20 protein-coding genes and 1 tRNA gene are annotated in these 16,451 nt (G+C 66.6%); 6 read left to right on the plus strand and 15 right to left on the minus strand.

The window, feature by feature from the left end:
- Nucleotides 1-146 precede the first annotated feature (146 nt).
- The 7 genes from leuB to ACROSR_RS06270 form a co-directional block, all read right to left on the minus strand.
- A complete protein-coding gene (gene leuB / locus ACROSR_RS06240) occupies nt 147-1,253 on the minus strand; it encodes a 3-isopropylmalate dehydrogenase (RefSeq protein WP_432683167.1) in 1,107 nt (368 codons plus the stop codon).
- 92 nt (nt 1,254-1,345) lie between these two features.
- Nucleotides 1,346-2,419: an endonuclease/exonuclease/phosphatase family protein gene (locus ACROSR_RS06245; protein ID WP_432683169.1), complete on the minus strand. Its 1,074-nt coding sequence runs from the start codon at nt 2,417-2,419 to the stop codon at nt 1,346-1,348.
- Nucleotides 2,420-2,432: 13 nt separating this feature from the next.
- On the minus strand, nt 2,433-3,038 hold the full coding sequence (gene leuD / locus ACROSR_RS06250; RefSeq protein WP_432683171.1) for a 3-isopropylmalate dehydratase small subunit: 606 nt from the start codon (nt 3,036-3,038) through the stop codon (nt 2,433-2,435).
- Entirely contained in the window at nt 3,038-4,441 is a 1,404-nt protein-coding gene (leuC, locus tag ACROSR_RS06255) for a 3-isopropylmalate dehydratase large subunit (protein WP_432683173.1), read from the minus strand. The genes leuD and leuC overlap by 1 nt, the downstream gene beginning before the upstream one ends.
- Nucleotides 4,442-4,497: 56 nt before the next feature.
- On the minus strand, nt 4,498-4,626 hold the full coding sequence (locus tag ACROSR_RS06260; RefSeq protein ID WP_432683175.1) for a hypothetical protein: 129 nt from the start codon (nt 4,624-4,626) through the stop codon (nt 4,498-4,500).
- Between the two features lie 147 nt (nt 4,627-4,773).
- Complete coding sequence (locus tag ACROSR_RS06265; protein WP_432683177.1) at nt 4,774-5,475, minus strand: response regulator; 702 nt, start codon at nt 5,473-5,475, stop codon at nt 4,774-4,776.
- Nucleotides 5,472-5,969, minus strand: coding sequence for a MarR family winged helix-turn-helix transcriptional regulator (locus tag ACROSR_RS06270; RefSeq protein ID WP_432683178.1), 498 nt, complete (start codon nt 5,967-5,969; stop codon nt 5,472-5,474). The genes ACROSR_RS06265 and ACROSR_RS06270 overlap by 4 nt, the downstream gene beginning before the upstream one ends.
- Before the next feature lie 169 nt (nt 5,970-6,138).
- Here ACROSR_RS06270 and ACROSR_RS06275 point away from each other — a divergent pair, with 169 nt between their 5' ends.
- The 3 genes from ACROSR_RS06275 to ACROSR_RS06285 all read left to right on the plus strand — a co-directional run bounded on the left by ACROSR_RS06275 (nt 6,139) and on the right by ACROSR_RS06285 (nt 7,789).
- A complete protein-coding gene (locus tag ACROSR_RS06275; RefSeq protein ID WP_432683180.1) occupies nt 6,139-7,005 on the plus strand; it encodes a branched-chain amino acid aminotransferase in 867 nt (288 codons plus the stop codon).
- A gap of 91 nt (nt 7,006-7,096) precedes the next feature.
- Nucleotides 7,097-7,173, plus strand: a tRNA-Pro gene (locus tag ACROSR_RS06280).
- Nucleotides 7,174-7,405: 232 nt separating this feature from the next.
- Entirely contained in the window at nt 7,406-7,789 is a 384-nt protein-coding gene (locus ACROSR_RS06285; RefSeq protein ID WP_432683182.1) for a PAS domain-containing protein, read from the plus strand.
- 15 nt (nt 7,790-7,804) lie between these two features.
- Here ACROSR_RS06285 and mscL read toward each other — a convergent pair whose 3' ends face one another.
- The 8 genes from mscL to ACROSR_RS06325 form a co-directional block, all read right to left on the minus strand.
- Entirely contained in the window at nt 7,805-8,236 is a 432-nt protein-coding gene (gene mscL, locus ACROSR_RS06290) for a large conductance mechanosensitive channel protein MscL (RefSeq protein WP_432683184.1), read from the minus strand.
- 90 nt (nt 8,237-8,326) lie between these two features.
- Nucleotides 8,327-8,695 (minus strand): DUF805 domain-containing protein, encoded by a 369-nt coding sequence (locus ACROSR_RS06295; RefSeq protein WP_432683186.1) that lies wholly within the window; start codon nt 8,693-8,695, stop codon nt 8,327-8,329.
- A gap of 34 nt (nt 8,696-8,729) precedes the next feature.
- Nucleotides 8,730-9,338: a glycerol-3-phosphate 1-O-acyltransferase PlsY gene (gene plsY / locus ACROSR_RS06300; protein ID WP_432683188.1), complete on the minus strand. Its 609-nt coding sequence runs from the start codon at nt 9,336-9,338 to the stop codon at nt 8,730-8,732.
- Entirely contained in the window at nt 9,338-10,651 is a 1,314-nt protein-coding gene (pyrC, locus tag ACROSR_RS06305; RefSeq protein WP_432683189.1) for a dihydroorotase, read from the minus strand. The genes plsY and pyrC overlap by 1 nt, the downstream gene beginning before the upstream one ends.
- 153 nt (nt 10,652-10,804) lie before the next feature.
- On the minus strand, nt 10,805-11,413 hold the full coding sequence (locus ACROSR_RS06310) for a YqhA family protein (RefSeq protein ID WP_432683191.1): 609 nt from the start codon (nt 11,411-11,413) through the stop codon (nt 10,805-10,807).
- Nucleotides 11,410-11,838 (minus strand): hypothetical protein, encoded by a 429-nt coding sequence (locus tag ACROSR_RS06315; protein ID WP_432683193.1) that lies wholly within the window; start codon nt 11,836-11,838, stop codon nt 11,410-11,412. The genes ACROSR_RS06310 and ACROSR_RS06315 overlap by 4 nt, the downstream gene beginning before the upstream one ends.
- A gap of 20 nt (nt 11,839-11,858) precedes the next feature.
- The gene (locus ACROSR_RS06320) at nt 11,859-12,389 is read right to left on the minus strand and encodes a hypothetical protein (protein WP_432683195.1); all 531 of its coding nucleotides are present in this window, start codon (nt 12,387-12,389) and stop codon (nt 11,859-11,861) included.
- Nucleotides 12,386-13,327 (minus strand): aspartate carbamoyltransferase catalytic subunit, encoded by a 942-nt coding sequence (locus ACROSR_RS06325; RefSeq protein ID WP_432683197.1) that lies wholly within the window; start codon nt 13,325-13,327, stop codon nt 12,386-12,388. The genes ACROSR_RS06320 and ACROSR_RS06325 overlap by 4 nt, the downstream gene beginning before the upstream one ends.
- 168 nt (nt 13,328-13,495) lie before the next feature.
- Here ACROSR_RS06325 and ACROSR_RS06330 point away from each other — a divergent pair, with 168 nt between their 5' ends.
- The 3 genes from ACROSR_RS06330 to ACROSR_RS06340 all read left to right on the plus strand — a co-directional run bounded on the left by ACROSR_RS06330 (nt 13,496) and on the right by ACROSR_RS06340 (nt 16,447).
- Nucleotides 13,496-14,329: a uracil-DNA glycosylase gene (locus tag ACROSR_RS06330; RefSeq protein ID WP_432683199.1), complete on the plus strand. Its 834-nt coding sequence runs from the start codon at nt 13,496-13,498 to the stop codon at nt 14,327-14,329.
- 8 nt (nt 14,330-14,337) lie between these two features.
- Nucleotides 14,338-14,880 carry a molybdenum cofactor biosynthesis protein B gene (gene moaB / locus ACROSR_RS06335; protein ID WP_432683201.1) on the plus strand — a complete coding sequence of 181 codons (543 nt, stop codon included), beginning with the start codon at nt 14,338-14,340 and terminating at the stop codon, nt 14,878-14,880.
- A gap of 106 nt (nt 14,881-14,986) precedes the next feature.
- Nucleotides 14,987-16,447: an efflux RND transporter periplasmic adaptor subunit gene (locus ACROSR_RS06340; RefSeq protein ID WP_432683203.1), complete on the plus strand. Its 1,461-nt coding sequence runs from the start codon at nt 14,987-14,989 to the stop codon at nt 16,445-16,447.
- The last annotated feature ends 4 nt before the right edge of the window (nt 16,448-16,451 follow it).

Below are 16,451 nucleotides of genomic sequence, written 5' to 3' on the forward strand. Positions count from 1 at the left end.
TCTGGTTTGGATCGGGCTGGGTGCCCGCCGCCGGCCTATAGCCCCCGAACGCGCCGGGATCAAGGGCGGGAATGGCCGGGGCGCAGCGCGAGGGCATGGAAACGCCGCCCGCTCAGGCCCCGGCGCGTTACGCGCCGCAGCGCCAATCAGGTACTCGCATCCAGCGCCGCGAGGATCGCGTCGCCCATCTGCGTGGTCGAGACCGGCGTCACGCCCTCTTCTCCCAGCAGATCGGCGGTGCGCAGCCCGTCGGCCAGCACACGCTCCACCGCCGCCTCGACCCGCGCGGCCTCGTCCCCGAGGCCGAAGGAATAACGCAGCGCCATCGCAAGGCTGAGGATGCAGGCGATCGGGTTGGCCTTGCCCTGTCCTGCGATGTCGGGCGCCGAGCCGTGGACGGGCTCGTAAAGCGCCTTTGGCCGCCCGTTCGCCATCTGCGCGCCAAGCGAGGCGGAGGGCAGCATGCCCAACGACCCGGTCAGCATCGCGGCGACGTCCGACAGGATGTCACCGAACAGGTTGTCGGTCACGATCACGTCAAACTGCTTGGGCCAGCGGCACAGCTGCATCGCGCCCGCATCTGCATACATGTGGCTCAATTCCACGTCCGGGTACTCGGCGTCACGGATCTTCTGCACCACCTCGCGCCACAGGATGCCGGATTCCATCACGTTGGCCTTTTCCATCGAACAGACGCGGCCGTCGCGCTTGCGGGCCAGATCGAAGGCGGCGCGCGCCACACGGTCGATCTCCGACTCGGTGTAGCGCTGCGTGTTGATGCCGACACGCTCGTTGCCTTCAGTGATGATACCGCGCGGCTCGCCGAAATAGATCCCGCTGGTCAGTTCGCGCACGATCATGATGTCGAGCCCCGAGACCACCTCGCGCTTCAGCGACGAGAAATCGGCCAGCGCGTCGAAACATTGCGCGGGCCGCAGGTTGGCGAACAGATCCATCTCCTTGCGCAACCGCAAGAGCCCGCGCTCGGGCTTCACGCTGAAATCCAGATCGTCGTATTTCGGCCCGCCCACGGCCCCCAGCAGCACCGCGTCCACCTCCTGGGCCTTCGCCATCGTCGCATCGCTCAGCGGCGCGCCATGCGCGTCATACGCAGCCCCGCCGACCAGATCCTCGGTCACGGCAAACGGTATGCCCCGCCTGTCCTCGAACCATCCGATGATGCGCGTCACCTCGGCCATGACTTCGGGCCCGATCCCGTCACCGGGAAGAATGAGAAGCGAGGGGGTGGTCATGCGCGCGATCCTTGGCTGTGGCTGAATGAATGCCTCATGGCCTATAGCGCCGCCCGCGTGGGGTCAAGAAAGCCCCGATCCACGTCGCGCGCTCAGTCAAACCCCAGATCCACCCACACAAGGCGGTGGTGATTGGCGGTCGCGGCCAGATCCCCCTCGGGCGTGCCGTCCGGCGGCCAGTGGATGCCGGACGCAACCACGCGCAGATCGCCCGAGGGCAGGATATAGCTGACCCGCAACCCACCAGGGTCGGGCCAGCGGGCGGTGTGCAGTCGCGGATCACCGGCCTTGCCGGGGGTGGCCGCGACCGGGCCGGGACGCATCGGGCGCGGGTCCTGCAGGCGCGGATCGCCCAGAAGGTTTGCGATCGCTTCGCGCCGCCCCTCACTGTCGGCGGGGTCGAGATTGGCGTCGCCCATCACGACAAAGCGGTCCTGCGGGGCCGGGCCGACCGCCCCGTCGAGGTAAAGTTGCCAGAAGCGGATCTCGTCGCGATTGCGACGACCATTGGCATCCTCGGGCCCGTCGAAGACCGGCGGGCTGGCATGGAAGACCATCAGGTGCAGCGGACCCGAGGGCAAAAGGACCGGCACGACCCAATGCCCGGTATAGGACAGCCGCTGGACCTCTTGCGCGGCGGCCGAGGGAAAGGGCGTGCCATCCTCGTAGGTGGGCAACAGCGCGCCGGGCAGATCGCGCCACAACAGCGTGCTGAAATCCTGCACGCCGCCCGCGTCGATCGGGTAACGCGACAGGATCGCCATGCCGGCCTGCCCGGAGAACGCGCCATAGCCCTGCGCGTCGCGCGCACCGCCGCGCCGCCCGTCACCATCCATGTCGAGGCCGGTTGGCATCCCGCTATTGGGACGGCGTGCGAAGATATGATCGTAGGGCTGTCCGCCGTCTGCCAGCCTGTCACGCAACGCGCGCAGCGCGTGCAGATCAAGGTCGTAATCCACCTTCTGCAACAACAGGATATCCGGTGCGGTGCGGGCAATCACATCGGCAACGGCGTCGATCTGCGCATCCTCGCCGCGCATTATGTCGCGCAGCAGAATGCCCGGCCCCTTGCGGTCCAGCCCGACATTCCAGGTCGCGACGCGCACGGTCTCGGCAAGCGCGGACCCCGCCACGAGGACAAGGCAGACCGCGATCAGGTACCGCATGACGGTACACCCCTCAGACCCAGGGACGCTCCTGCGCCGCGCGCGCCTCGAACGCATCGATGGCGTCGCCCTTGGACAGGGTCAGCCCGATATCGTCGAGCCCCTCCAGCAGGCAATGCTTCTTGAACGCGTCCACCTCGAACGGCAGCACCTGCCCCTCGGGGGTGGTGACGGTCTGCGCCTCGAGATCGACCTCGATCCGGGCATTCGCCCCCTTCTCGGCCTCGCGCATCAGCAGGTCCACCTGCTCTTGCGGCAGGGCGATCGGCAGGATGCCGTTCTTGAAGCAGTTGCTATAGAATATATCCGCGAACGAAGGCGCGATGATGCAACGGATGCCGAAATCCTTGATCGCCCACGGCGCGTGCTCGCGCGACGACCCGCAGCCGAAATTGTCCCCCGCGATCAGGATCTGCGCCTCGCGATATTGCGGCTTGTTGAGCACGAAATCGGGGATCTCGTTCCCGTCATCGTCGTAGCGCATCTCGTCGAAGAGATTGACACCCAGCCCCGACCGCTTGATCGTCTTCAGGAACTGCTTGGGGATGATCATGTCGGTATCGACATTGATTTGCGGCAGGGGGGCCGCGATACCGCTGAGTTTCTCGAACTTTTCCATTACATGATCTCCCGTATGTCGGTCAGCCGACCTGTCACCGCCGCGGCGGCGGCCATCGCGGGGCTCATCAGATGGGTGCGCCCGCCACGGCCCTGCCGGCCCTCGAAATTGCGGTTCGACGTGGCCGCGCAGCGTTCACCCGGCGACAGCTGGTCGGGGTTCATCGCCAGACACATGGAACACCCCGCAAGCCGCCATTCGAACCCGGCCTCGCGGAAGATATCGGCGAGCCCCTCTTCCTCGGCCTGCGCCCGCACAAGGCCCGAGCCCGGCACGATCATCGCGCGCAGCCCCTCGCGGATCTTCTTGCCGCGCAGCACGTCGGCGGCGGCGCGCAGATCCTCGATCCGGCCATTGGTGCACGACCCGATGAACACGGTGTCGATCTCCACCTCGCTCAGCTTCTGACCGGGCGTAAGGCCCATGTAGTCCAGCGCGCGGCGAGCCGAATCGACCTTGCCACCCTCGAAGCTTGAAGGGTCCGGCACCACGCCGTCGATCGGCAGCACGTCCTCGGGGCTTGTCCCCCAGGTGACCACCGGCGCGATGTCCTCGCCCTTCAGTGTCACCACCTTGTCCCAATGCGCGTCCTCATCGGACCGAAGCGTGCGCCACCAGTTCAGAGCAGCCTCCCACTGGGCCCCCTTGGGGGCATGCGGACGGCCCTTGATGTACTCATACGTGACGTCGTCGGGCGCGATCAGCCCGGCGCGTGCACCGCCCTCGATCGCCATGTTGCAGACGGTCATGCGGCCTTCCATCGACAACTCGCGGATCGCCTCACCGCAATACTCGATCACGTAGCCGGTGCCGCCCGCGGTGCCGGTCGCGCCGATCACCGACAGGGTGATATCCTTGGCGGTGACACCGGGGGGCAGGGTGCCGGTGATCTCGACCTTCATGTTCTTCGCCTTGCGCTGGATCAGCGTCTGGGTGGCCAGCACATGCTCGACCTCGGAGGTGCCGATGCCGTGCGCCAGCGCCCCGAAGGCACCATGCGTGGCCGTGTGGCTGTCGCCGCAGACGATCGTCATGCCCGGCAGGGTCCAGCCCTGTTCCGGCCCGATGATATGCACGATGCCCTGCCGGATGTCGTTCACCGGGTAGTAATGGATGCCGAAATCCTGCGCGTTCCGGTCCAGCGCCTCGACCTGGATACGGCTTTCGGGGTTCGTGATCCCCTCCGTCCGATCCGGCGTGGTGGGCACGTTGTGATCCGGAACGGCGATGGTATTGCCGGGCTTGCGCACCGTCCGCCCGGCCATGCGCAGCCCCTCGAAAGCCTGCGGGCTGGTGACCTCGTGCACAAGGTGGCGGTCGATATACAAAAGGCAGGTGCCGTCCTCACCCTCGTCTGCGAGGTGGGCATCCCAGATCTTGTCGTAAAGTGTCTTGGGGGACATGCGTCCTCTCCCGTCTTGCGTGTGACAACGTTCAATGTGATCCCGGCGACGGCCCCTCAGGACAGCGCGGCCACACAGCACAGGGCCCCGAAAAATCGCCAGGGCAGACGCGCACGATCAGAGATGTCGAAAATCCGTGTCATCCCTTGCAGATACAGCGCCGCCGCCCCGCTATCAAGGGGCATGCGCCGATTGCCGACAGGATCCCGGCACGGCTTCACCTTTCCCGAAATACTCCGGGGGAGACGCCGCATCGCGGCGACGGGGGCAGCGCCCCCACGGGCAGGCCAACCTGCGTGGCGCAGCCACACCGTTTCGAAAGACCCGGCGGATCAGTCGGGGGCCAGCATGTAACCCTCGCCGCGCACCGTCTGCAGGTAGCGCGGCTGCTTGGGATCGGCTTCGATCTTGCGGCGAAGCCGGGTGATCTGCACATCGACCGCACGTTCCTGCGCGTGCCCCCCGTCGCGGCCCAGATCCGCGACCAGGCGCGCGCGGCTCACAACCTCGCGCATGTTCTCTGCGAAGATCCGCATGAGCTGCACCTCGGTCGCGGTGAGGCGGATGGGAACGCCCCCGTGGCTCAGCTCGGCGCGCTCGATGTCGTAGCGCACCGGCCCCATCTGCACGATCTTCGGCTCGGCCTCGTCGGGCGCGGGCTCCGGCACACGGCGCAGGATGGCATTGATCCGCAGCAGCAATTCCTTGGGCTCGAACGGCTTGGGCAGATAGTCGTCGGCTCCGGCTTCCAGCCCCTCGATGCGCTCTGTCGTCTCGCCCCGCGCCGTGAGCAGCAGGATCGGCGTGTCGTGCGTGTCGCGAATCGCACGGGTCAGGTCGACCCCGCTTTCGCCCGGCATCATCACGTCCATCACGATCAGGTCGAAAGCGAGCCCCCCCAAAAGCCGGCGCGCATGTCCCGCATCGCGCGCGACCGAGACCAGAAATCCATGCCGGATCAGGAACTTGCGCAACAGGTCGCGGATGCGCTCGTCGTCATCGACGATCAGCAGGTGCGGTGCGGGTTCGCTCATGTGTCGCTCTCCCGGATCGCATGGTAACGTCGACGCATCTCGGGGTCCATCATCGCCTCGAGCACGCGGCGGAACCCGGCCACCGATTGCGGACCGGCGGCACGGTAGGCCGCGCGCATGCGGCTGCGCTGCGCGTCTGACAGCTTGCGCTCCAGCGCGGCACCCTGTTCGGTCAGGTACAGATGACGCTCGCGTCTGTCCGATGCGCCGACGCGGCTTTCGACCAGCCCGTCCTCGATCAGCGTGCGCAGCACCCGGTTGAGCGATTGCTTGGTCACGTCGAGAATGGCCAGCAGGTTGGTCACCGTGGTTCCGGGAATACGGGCGATGAAATGCATCGCCCGGTGATGCGCGCGCCCATAGGCCATGGTCGCGAGGATGCGGTCCGGATCGGCCGTAAATCCCTGGTAGGCAAAGAACATCGCCTCGATGCCCTGGCGCAGTTGCTCATCGGTCAGAAACAGCAGGTTCTCGCCACCCTGAATTTCGGCCATGCGTCATGCCCCCCGGTCTTGCCGCGCGATTTGATGGCCGCAGCTTATGTCAGCTTTATTGACATTCCAAGGGTGGACTGGTAGCGAATCGCAGTTTTTACGCAACTTCATGTCCGGATCGGACATAATTTGCGCAACTTATGCAAACCTGCGCAGAGGGAGGCGGGACATGGCCGGCTATGACGACCGCGACGGCAAGATCTGGATGGATGGGGTGCTGGTGGATTGGCGCGATGCGAAGGTGCATGTGCTCAGCCACGCGCTGCATTACGCAAGCTCGGTCTTCGAGGGCGAACGCTGCTATGACGGCAAGGTGTTCAAAAGCCGCGCGCATTCCGAGCGGCTGCTGAAATCGGGGGAATTGCTGGACATGCCGATCCCGTGGACTGTCGACCAGATCGAGGACGCCAAGCAGACCGTGCTTGACGTCAACGGCCTGCGCAACGCCTATGTCCGGGTGCTGGCCTTTCGCGGCGCGGGCGAGGACATGGGCGTCGCCGCCGCGCGCAACACGGTCCGCATGGCGGTGACCGCTTGGGAATGGGGCAGCTATTACGGCGACGCCAAGACCCGCGGCGCAAAACTCGACATCGCGAAATGGAAGCGGCCCAGCCCCGACACCATCCCAACCTCGGCCAAGGCGGCGGGTCTTTACATGATCTGCACCATGTCCAAGCATGCCGCCGAGGCCAAGGGGTTCTCGGATGCGATGTTTCTCGATTATCGCGGCTACGTGGCCGAGGCGACGGGCGCCAACGTCTTTTTCGTCAAGGATGGCGAGGTGCACACGCCGCTGCCCGACGCGATCCTCAACGGGCTGACCCGGCAGACGGTGATCGGCCTGCTCAATGACCGGCAGATCAAGGTGCATGAGCGCCACATCCTGCCCGAGGAGCTCGAAAGCTTCGAACAGTGCTGGCTCACCGGCTCGGCCGCCGAGGTGACGCCCGTCGGCCAGATCGGCGACTACACGTTCGAGGTGGGCAAGATGACCCGCGACATTGCGGACGCCTACGAGGCGCTGGTGCGCGCCTGACACATCCCGTCCGGAGCGTCCGTTTGGCGCGCCGGACGGCGTGATCCCCCTTGCAAAGCCGTCGCACGCGGTATAGGCGACGTGACACGGTCGGGCTGTGGCGCAGCCTGGTAGCGCACCTGCTTCGGGAGCAGGGGGTCGGAGGTTCGAATCCTCTCAGCCCGACCAGAACCCTACACAATTGCAGATCCAGTCACCGCTGCGTGTGACCCGATGGGCGCCCGGCCGGTCCGCGCATGTCCTGCGGCCTCGCTTACGGGATGCGGACCCTGCGACTGCCGGCACGCCGCTTGAACTTGGTCCGTTGGCGGTTACGTCAATGAAGGACAACGCAGCTGCATCCGCCGCCCTGATCCGGGCGGAACTGCAGAAAGTTCACATTTTTAATGGAGGCACCATAATGTTTGACGATCTTCCCGAACCCGTACTGCGCAAGATGACCGGCAACCTTGCGGACATGTCGTTCGAGTCCATAACGATCACCCGCAGCACCAAGGCGGAGGGTCCGAAAATCGTGTATGTGAACGACGCGTTCACCGATCTGACGGGCTATGCGCCGACAGACGTGATCGGCCAGACACCGGGTGTCCTTCAGGGGGCCGACACGGATCCTGCCGTGCTCAAGCGTCTTGACGAGACCGTGGCGCGTGGCGAGACCTTCCACGGCACGGCGACCAACTACCGCAAGGATGGCACACCGTTCCAGATGGAGTGGAAAGTCAGTTTCGCCGGGTCTGACGACACCGCCGAGTATTACCTCGCGGTCCAGCGCGAAGCCCGTTAAGCCGCCGCATCACGCTCAGGTCTTTTTCAACTGGTCGCGGATCTCGATCAACACGTCGAGTTCCGATGGCCCGGTGGGAACCTCGGGTGCCACATCCTGCGGTTTTTCGGCCATCGCCCTGATCTTGTTGACATAACGCACCAACATGAAGACCACGAACGCGATGATCAGAAAATTGATCACCGCCATCATAAATGCGCCGTAGGCAAAGACCGACGCGCCCGCCTCGCGTGCCGCGTCAAGGCTTGCGCCCTCGGGCACGTCGCCGGCCAGTATCGCGTAATTGTTGGTAAAGTCGAACCCGCCAAGGAAAAGCCCGATAATCGGGTTGAGCAGGTCGGTCACCACAGACTTGACGATGCCCGTGAACGCCGCGCCGACGATGATGCCCACGGCCATGTCCATGACATTGCCCTTGGCGATGAAATCCCTGAAGTCCCCGAGCATTCCGTCCTCCGTGTTGCGGCATAGCCAATGCAGCCCGTGCCAGGGCGGACCGGTTGGCGAATGCGTGCGGGTCTCAGCCCGCGCGTCCTGTCATGACCCGGCTCGGGCTCTTGGCGTGGTGTCGTGCGGATCTGGTCCGAAACGGTTCTCGCCGGTCGTGCCGCGATGAACGAAAAAGGCGAAGATCAGGATCAGTGACCCCAGCACGGGGATCAGCACCAGAAGGTACCACCAGCCCGAGCGATCCACGTCATGCAGCCGCCGGACCGCAACAGCGATGCCGGGCAGCAGCACCGCCAGCCCGAACACCCCTGCAAGCACATCGCCGAAGGCGCTCAGCAGCATCGACACCACAAAGACGAACAGCGCGAACCACCAGAATTCCGAGCGCTGCGCGCGCCCCTGGAAATTGACGTAGTTCTCGGTGAGAACCGTCTTGATGGCCGTGGTGAAATCCATGTGTCTCGTCCTTTTCGCCGGGGCGTTTCGCGGGTCAGGTCTTTTGTCCGATTTTCGGCTCGGTCCCGGCCCGGATGCGGGTGATGTTGCCCCGGTGCCGCCAGAGGATCAAGGCCGTCAGCACCAGCGCCAGCAAAATCGCGGCGCGCGGCCCGAGAATCAGCATCCACAGCGCCGAGGACGCCGCGGCGACCATCGCCGCCAGTGATGACATGCGCGACAGCGCGGCCGTGGCCAGCCATGTCAGGCAGGCGGCCACACCCACCGGCCATGCAAGCGCGAGCAGCAGCCCGAGGAAGGTGGCCACCCCCTTGCCGCCGGCAAAGCGCAGCCAGACGGGGTAGCAATGGCCGACAAAGGCCGCAAGGCCGGCGATCTGGACCGCGTCCTCGCCGGCAAAGGCGCGGGCCAGCAGAACCGCCACCGCCCCCTTGCCGCCGTCGAGGAACAGGGTCAGGGCGGCCGCGCCCTTGTTGCCGGTGCGCAACACGTTGGTGGCGCCGATATTGCCCGATCCGATATCGCGCAGGTTGCCCAGCCCCATCAGCCGCGCCAGCACCATGCCGAACGGGATCGAGCCCAGCAGGTAACCGATCACGGCCCAAAGGATCAGCACGACCGGGGTACTTTCCAGCACTGGCATCATTCCGCCTCGTAAACGCAGTCGCCCGCGACATAGGTCGCCGTGACCCGGCCCTGAAGACGTGCGCCGTCAAACGGCGTGTTCTTGGATTTCGATCGCAGCGCGAAGCGATCCAGAACGATCGGCTTGTTCGGGTCGAACAGGACCAGATCGGCGGGCGCGCCCTCGGTCAGCCGGCCACAGGCCAGCCCAAGCCGCCGTGCGGGGTTCAACGACATGGCACGCCACAGCGTCGGCAGGTCGAGCGCATCCGCGTGGTACAGGCGCAACGCCGCCGGCAAAAGGGTTTCCAGTGCCACCGCCCCGCTCGCCGCAGCCTCGAAGGGCAGGCGCTTGGACTCTTCGTCCTGCGGCGTGTGCATGGAACTGATGATGTCGATCACCCCGTCGCGCAGCGCCTCTATCATCGCCTGCCTGTCTTCCTCCGAGCGCAGCGGCGGCTTGACCTTGAAGAAGGTGCGGTAATCCGCGACGTCGAGCTCGTTCAGCGTCAGGTGATGGATCGAGGTGCCGGCGCTGATGTCCAGCCCGTTGCGCCGCGCGCGCCTCAGCGGCGGCAACGCGCGCGCCGTGGTGATCTGATCGGCGTGGTAGCGCGCGCCGGTCATCTCCAGCAGGGCGATGTCGCGGTCCAGCGCCATCCGCTCGGCCATGGGCGACACGGCGGGCAGACCGCGCAGAGAGGCGAACTTGCCGCTCGTCGCGGCGGCCCCGGCGCTCAGCCCCGGATCCTGCGGGTGGCCGATCACCAGCGCGCCCAAGGACCGCGCATAGCTGAGCGCGCGGGCCAGTACACGCGTATCTGTCACCACGTGATCGCAATCGGTGAAGGCCACCGCACCGGCATCCAGCAGAAAGCCGATCTCGACCATCTCGGCACCCGCGCGCCCCTTGGTCAGCGCCGCCATCGGAAGGACATTGACCGGCGCGGCCTCGTTGGCGCGGCGCGCCACGAATTCCAGCACCTCGGGGCTGTCGATGGGCGGGGACGTGTCAGGGCGGGTGGCCATCGTGGTGACCCCGCCCGCGGCGGCGGCCAACCCGGCCGAGCGGTAGCTTTCCTTGTGCCGTTCGCCCGGCTCGCAGACCTTGACGCCGATATCGACGATGCCGGGGGCAAGGCAGTGCCCGCGGCATTCGACGACCCGGTCGGCCTGCGGCCTGTCCGTCCCGGTGCCTCTTGCGGCGATCCGGCCATCCTCGACCAGCAGCCAGCCAGGCGCGTCCGTGCCCGTTTCGGGATCGATCAGGCGCGCATCGGCAAAAAGCGTGCCGTGTCTGCTATCATGTCCATTCACGCGCGCACCGCTCATGCCGCCACCCAGACCATGATCGCGGTCAGCGCGACGATCACCACGAGCGCATACATCGCGACCTTGCCGGACGTTCGCGGATCCTTGGGCTCCTGCATCACTTTTCCTTTCTTCCGACATGCGGCCGGCGCACGGGCTCGGCCCGTACCGCTGTCATCCGTTATCGTCGGCGCCGTCAACCGTGGGCGGCGCCTCGTCTCGGGGCGCGGGGGCTGCGCGCTTCTCGAACCGCCCCACGTAAAAGAACACCGCGGCACTGACCAGCAGGATCAAATGCGTGATGCCCAGCATCAGCAGACCCACCGGATCGCCAAGATCGCCGGCCAGCACCTCGTGGACAAGATGAATCCCGGTGATGATGACAAGCGTGGCGGCGATGCGCGACTTCACCGGCTGAAACTCGTCGCTGTAGGCAAACAGCCGGTCGCGGCGCAGCCCGCGGGTGATCGCCGAGAAATAGGCGTTGTACCCGGACACCATCACCATGACGATCAGATTGGCGATGAACACCATGTCCAGCAGGTCCAGCACCAGCAGGATCGACTTGTCGCGGTGCAAGAAATCCAGAGAGATCACGGCCTCGGCCAGCGCGTAGAAAAAGCTGGCGGTCAACACCAGAAGCGCCAGCATCAACCCGAACAGAAGCGGGATCTGCAAGATATGGATGCTGACGACGCCCCGGCGCAGCAGGCGCCCGGCCCGGTGCCGGTGATCGGGACGCCCGGCGCGGGCATTGCAGGTGTCGGTATCGGCGTCGGTCATACAGTCTCTCCGCGGATCGCATGTTCGATACGGTCACGGGTGGCGGCACCATCAGCCTGGTACTTGATCAGGTGCTTGTCACCCCCACGGGTCACCACCTGAACAGCACTGCCCAGCCGTCGCACCACCTCTATTTCGGACAGGCGCACGGCGCGGGTCTGCGGCCCCAGAAGCCGGCGGTCGGTCAGATCCCAACGCGCCTGCAATTCATCCGAGGCCACGTAGAACGCCCGCACCGCGATCGCCGCGAGACCGCCCACAGCCCCGGTCCAGACGTGGCTGTTGCCCATCGCCCAGAGGATCGCCATGCCCAGCGCCATTGCACCAACGGCCAGCCATGCGTGATCGCGCCAATAGGTGGCCCGGTCGGGATGAAAGCTGTGCCGCACCTGCTCGCCCTGCTGCAACGCGGTGGTCGGCGTCATCGCATGAAGCGGCCCTTCCATCATGACCAGGCCAGCACCACCACGAGGACCGTCACCCCGATCAGCAGCGCAACGAGCAAAAGCGCCGCGTTCCGCATCCGGTTCGGGGTGCTGCCGGGGTCGGCCGGCTCGCCCGTGCCGGACCCTTGCGCGCCACCGTCAGGCAGGGCGTCGAAATGCACCGGGGCCACATCCTCGGTCAATCGTCCGACAAGCCGTAGCGGTCCACCGACCCGCAGGGTCATCGCCGCACCCTGAAAGGCGCGCGACGGCAGGATCAGCACCCGCTCCGTCAGGCCGTCAAGCTGGCCACGCATCTGCGAAAGCTCGGCCTCGGCGATCCCGTAGCCCTCACCCAGATAGGCCGACAGCGGCATGTCGCCCAGATCCGCGATCTCGACCACCTCGATCGCATCGGTCCGCAGATCGCCCTCCGCGCCCAGCGCATCCAGCACCGCGTGATCGGCCAAGGGGGCGCCGTCACTCTCCGACACGGCAAAGACCCGGACCACATGCGCCTCGTGCGCGGGGATGTTCAGCACCTCGGTCATGCGACGCGCCGCCCGCGCAGCCCCTGCGCCAGAAGATCCATCGCCGCCATGCGCACCGCGACGCCCATCTCGACCTGGTCCTGAATGACCGAGCGGTTGATGTCATCGGCGATCTCGCCGTCGATCTCGACGCCCCGGTTCATGGGGCCGGGATGCATCACGATGGCATCGTCCTTCGCATATGCCAGCTTTTCCGCGTCCAGCCCGAAGCGGTGGTAATATTCCCGCTCGCTGGGGATGAACCCGCCATCCATGCGCTCGCGCTGAAGCCGCAGCATCATAACCACGTCGACCCCGTCGAGACCCGCGCGCATGTCGTCATAGACCTCGACCCCGAATTTCTCGATCTCCGAGGGCATCAGCGTGGGCGGGCCGATCAGTCGCAGCCGGTTCTCCATCTTGCCCAGCAGAAGGATATTGGACCGCGCCACGCGGCTATGCGCGATATCGCCGCAGATCGCGATGTTCAGCCGGTGCAGCCGCCCCTTGGCGCGCCGAATCGTCAGCGCGTCCAGCAGCGCCTGTGTGGGGTGCTCGTGCCGCCCGTCACCCGCATTCAGCACCGCGCAACGCACCTTCTGCGCCAGAAGATCCACCGCGCCCGATTGCGGATGCCGAACCACCAGCAGATCGGGATGCATCGCGTTGAGCGACATCGCCGTGTCAATCAGCGTTTCGCCCTTCTTGATGGAGCTGGCCTGCATCGCCATGTTCATCACATCCGCGCCTAGCCGCTTGCCCGCCAGTTCGAAGCTGGCCTGCGTGCGCGTGGAATTCTCGAAAAACATGTTGATCTGGGTAAGGCCCGCCAGAACGTCGCCATGCTTGGCATCACTGCGGTTGAAGGCGACATACTCGTCGGCGAGATCGAGAATCGTCGTGATATCCAGCGCCGAAAGCGGCTCGATCCCCAAAAGATGCGCGTGCGAAAACCCCATGCCGCCCTCCTGCCGGTTTGCCGTCTTGTAAGCCCCCGGCGGCGCTTGGGCAAGCCGGGCGCGGGCCCTGCCCTTCATCTTTCAAAAAATACTCGAAATCCCCACGCCCGCCCGGCAGAGGCGCATCCGCCCTTTCACGCCACACCTCTGCGGGATAACCTGCGTCTCATGGAATCGGCACTCACCCCCGAGGCGGCGCTGGCCAGCCTTGCCTGGCAGATCGAACTTGGCGCAACCGAGGCGATCGGGGATGCGCCGGTCGATCGCTACGCGCTGCCGGACAAGGCCACGAAACCGGCGGCGGCCGCCGGCACATCCCCGGCACAGGCATCCGCACCGGCCGGCACGGCCACGGCAGAGCCCGCCGCCCCGGCCAAGGCACAGCCCGCCGACCCGGTGGCGGCGGCCGAGGCGGCGGCGCAAGCCGCCCAGACGCTGGAGGCGCTGAGATCGGCGATGGACGCCTACCCGCATTGCGATCTCAGGCGCGGGGCACGCAACCTGGTGTTCTGCGACGGCAACCCCGCGGCCCGGCTGATGATCATCGGCGAGGCACCAGGCCGAGACGAAGACCTGCAGGGCAAGCCCTTCGTGGGTCGCGCCGGGCAGCTTCTTGACCGGATGTTCGACGCGATCGGGCTCGCGCGCGCTGCGGACACCCCCGACACGGCGCTCTACATCACCAATATCCTGCCCTGGCGGCCGCCGCAGAACCGCGACCCCAATGCCGACGAAATCGCCATGATGCGCCCCTTCATGGCGCGGCACGTGGAACTCGCGGACCCCGAGGCGATCGTGCTAATGGGCAACATCAGCTGCGAGGCCGGTTTGGGCCGACGCGGCATAACCCGCCTGCGCGGGCAGTGGACCCAAAGCTTCGGGCGGCCCGCCCTGCCGATGGTCCACCCTGCCTACCTGCTGCGCAACCCCGCCGCCAAGCGCGAGGCATGGACCGATCTGCTGGCACTCAAGGCAGGTCTCGTCCGGCCTGCAAGAAAGTGACCCTGCCCATGTCCCGCTTCGACACGACCAAGGATTTCATCCCTGTCCGCATCGCGGTCCTGACCGTCTCGGATAGCCGCGCGGCGGGCGATGACCGTTCGGGCGACACCATCGTCGAACGCCTTACGGCGGCGGGGCATGTCCTTGCCGACCGCAAGATCCTGCGCGACGAACGTGCCGAGATCGCCGAACAACTGCGCGCATGGATCGCGTCGCCTGATGTGGATGTCGTGATCTCCACCGGCGGCACCGGCCTGACCGGGCGCGACGTCACGGTCGAAGCGCATCGCGATGTCTACGAAAAGGAAATCGACGCGTTCGGCACGGTCTTCACCATGGTTTCGATGCAGAAAATCGGCACCTCGGCGGTCCAGAGCCGGGCGACGGGCGGCGTGGCGGGCGGAACCTACCTATTCGCACTGCCCGGCAGCCCCGGTGCCTGCCGCGACGCCTGGGACGAGATCCTCGGGGCGCAACTGGATTATCGCCACCGGCCCTGCAACTTCGTCGAGATCCTGCCACGCCTCGACGAGCATCAGCGCCGGAAATGACCCGCAACCGCGTTTGACCCCTTGCGCGGCTTGGTTTTCGGCCCGTCGCTGTTAAATGTAGTTCATCCGCCAGCCAGCCAGGCCGGTCCGTTCAGAGTGGCACGCCATGCGGTTTCTCCGTCAGGGGTTCTTCGGCCTCTTCCTCTTGTCAATGACCCTCGGTCTTCTGGCCTATGCCGGGCAGATCGTCGTCGGCGCCGTTCAGGACCGCATGGCGAACGAGCCGCGCGCGCCCGAGCGGCAGGAACGTGTGTTTGCCGTGCGCATCGTCACGGCCACGGCCGAGGACATCAGCCCGACCCTGGGCGCCTACGGCGAGATCAAGAGCCGCCGGACGCTGGAGATCCGCACGCAGGCGACCGGCATCCTTACCGATCTTGCAGCCGATTTCGTCGAGGGCGGCGCGGTGCAGGCGGGACAGTTCCTGGCCCGGATCGATCCCGCCGATGCAGAGGCCGCGCTGGACCGGGCGCGCATCGATCTCGACGATGCCCGAGCCGAGGCGCGCGAGGCCGCCCGCGCCCTCGATCTGGCGCGCGACGAGCTGACCGCGCGCCGCGATCAGGCCGAGCTTCAGGAGCGTGCGCTGGCGCGCCAGCGCGACCTTGCCGAGCGCGGCGCAGGCACCACCGCCGCCGTGGAAACCGCCGAGCTGAGCGCCGTGCAGGCACGGCAGGCGGTGTTGGCCAGCCGGCAGGCGCTCGCGGCCGCCGAGGCGCGCGTCGATCAGGCCGAAACCGCCACCGCGCGCGCCGAACTGGCCGTGGCCGACGCCGAACGGCGGCTGGCCGAGACCCGGATCACCGCCGGGTTTTCCGGCACGCTGCGCGATGTCACCGTGATCGAGGGTCGGCTGGTCACCGCCAACGAACAGATGGCAACCCTGATCGACGGCACCGCGCTCGAGGTGGCGTTCCGCGTCTCCACCGGACAATATGCCCGGCTGCTGGACCCGGATGGCGCGCTGCGGCGCGCGCCCGTCACCGTCACGCTCGACAGCGGCGACCGGAACGTCATGGCGACCGGCCGGATCACCCGGCAATCGGCGGCGGTGGCCGAAGGCGAAAGCGGGCGCGTGCTTTATGCCACGCTTGATGACGCGGCGGCGATGAAGCCGGGCGATTTCGTCTCCGTCACCGTGCAAGAGCCGCCGCTGACCGCCGTCACGCGACTGCCGGCCACGGCGCTTGGGCCGGATGGCGCGGTGCTGGCCCTTGATGACGACGACCGGCTGGAGCGTCTGCCGGTCACGCTTCTGCGCCGTCAGGGCAACGACATCCTGGTGCGCGGCGCCGGCCTGCCGGGGCGCGACGTGGTGGTCGAGCGCAGCCCCCTCCTCGGCCCCGGCATCAAGGTGCGCCCCCTGACATCCGGGGCCGATGCGGCGCAGGTCGACGAGGACGGAACCCTGTCGCTCAGCCCCGATCGGCGCGCGCGGCTCAAGGCCTACGTGAGGCGCGACGACGCCCTGCCCGCGGCTGAACGGGCGCGCTTCCTGTCAGAGCTGGAGCGCCCCCGCGTGCCGACGCGCACGGTCAAGAGGCTGGAACGCCGCATGGGGGGCTGAGCGC

It is taken from the genome of Roseovarius tibetensis, assembly GCF_050896375.1.
Taxonomy (GTDB): Bacteria; Pseudomonadota; Alphaproteobacteria; order Rhodobacterales; family Rhodobacteraceae; genus Roseovarius; species Roseovarius tibetensis.

Coding starts and splice junctions, on each gene's coding strand:
- ACROSR_RS06330 (WP_432683199.1), top strand. CDS start 13,496: ATGGAATCGGCACTCACCCCCGAGGCGGCGCTGGCCAGCCTTGCCTGG.
- leuC (WP_432683173.1), bottom strand. CDS start 4,441: ATGTCCCCCAAGACACTTTACGACAAGATCTGGGATGCCCACCTCGCA.
- ACROSR_RS06275 (WP_432683180.1), top strand. CDS start 6,139: ATGGCCGGCTATGACGACCGCGACGGCAAGATCTGGATGGATGGGGTG.
- ACROSR_RS06245 (WP_432683169.1), bottom strand. CDS start 2,419: ATGCGGTACCTGATCGCGGTCTGCCTTGTCCTCGTGGCGGGGTCCGCG.
- ACROSR_RS06325 (WP_432683197.1), bottom strand. CDS start 13,327: ATGGGGTTTTCGCACGCGCATCTTTTGGGGATCGAGCCGCTTTCGGCG.
- pyrC (WP_432683189.1), bottom strand. CDS start 10,651: ATGAGCGGTGCGCGCGTGAATGGACATGATAGCAGACACGGCACGCTT.
- ACROSR_RS06315 (WP_432683193.1), bottom strand. CDS start 11,838: ATGACGCCGACCACCGCGTTGCAGCAGGGCGAGCAGGTGCGGCACAGC.
- ACROSR_RS06260 (WP_432683175.1), bottom strand. CDS start 4,626: ATGCCCCTTGATAGCGGGGCGGCGGCGCTGTATCTGCAAGGGATGACA.
- ACROSR_RS06270 (WP_432683178.1), bottom strand. CDS start 5,969: ATGGCCGAAATTCAGGGTGGCGAGAACCTGCTGTTTCTGACCGATGAG.
- leuD (WP_432683171.1), bottom strand. CDS start 3,038: ATGGAAAAGTTCGAGAAACTCAGCGGTATCGCGGCCCCCCTGCCGCAA.
- ACROSR_RS06340 (WP_432683203.1), top strand. CDS start 14,987: ATGCGGTTTCTCCGTCAGGGGTTCTTCGGCCTCTTCCTCTTGTCAATG.
- ACROSR_RS06285 (WP_432683182.1), top strand. CDS start 7,406: ATGTTTGACGATCTTCCCGAACCCGTACTGCGCAAGATGACCGGCAAC.
- ACROSR_RS06265 (WP_432683177.1), bottom strand. CDS start 5,475: ATGAGCGAACCCGCACCGCACCTGCTGATCGTCGATGACGACGAGCGC.
- ACROSR_RS06320 (WP_432683195.1), bottom strand. CDS start 12,389: ATGACCGAGGTGCTGAACATCCCCGCGCACGAGGCGCATGTGGTCCGG.
- plsY (WP_432683188.1), bottom strand. CDS start 9,338: ATGCCAGTGCTGGAAAGTACCCCGGTCGTGCTGATCCTTTGGGCCGTG.
- moaB (WP_432683201.1), top strand. CDS start 14,338: ATGTCCCGCTTCGACACGACCAAGGATTTCATCCCTGTCCGCATCGCG.
- ACROSR_RS06295 (WP_432683186.1), bottom strand. CDS start 8,695: ATGGATTTCACCACGGCCATCAAGACGGTTCTCACCGAGAACTACGTC.
- ACROSR_RS06310 (WP_432683191.1), bottom strand. CDS start 11,413: ATGACCGACGCCGATACCGACACCTGCAATGCCCGCGCCGGGCGTCCC.
- leuB (WP_432683167.1), bottom strand. CDS start 1,253: ATGACCACCCCCTCGCTTCTCATTCTTCCCGGTGACGGGATCGGGCCC.
- mscL (WP_432683184.1), bottom strand. CDS start 8,236: ATGCTCGGGGACTTCAGGGATTTCATCGCCAAGGGCAATGTCATGGAC.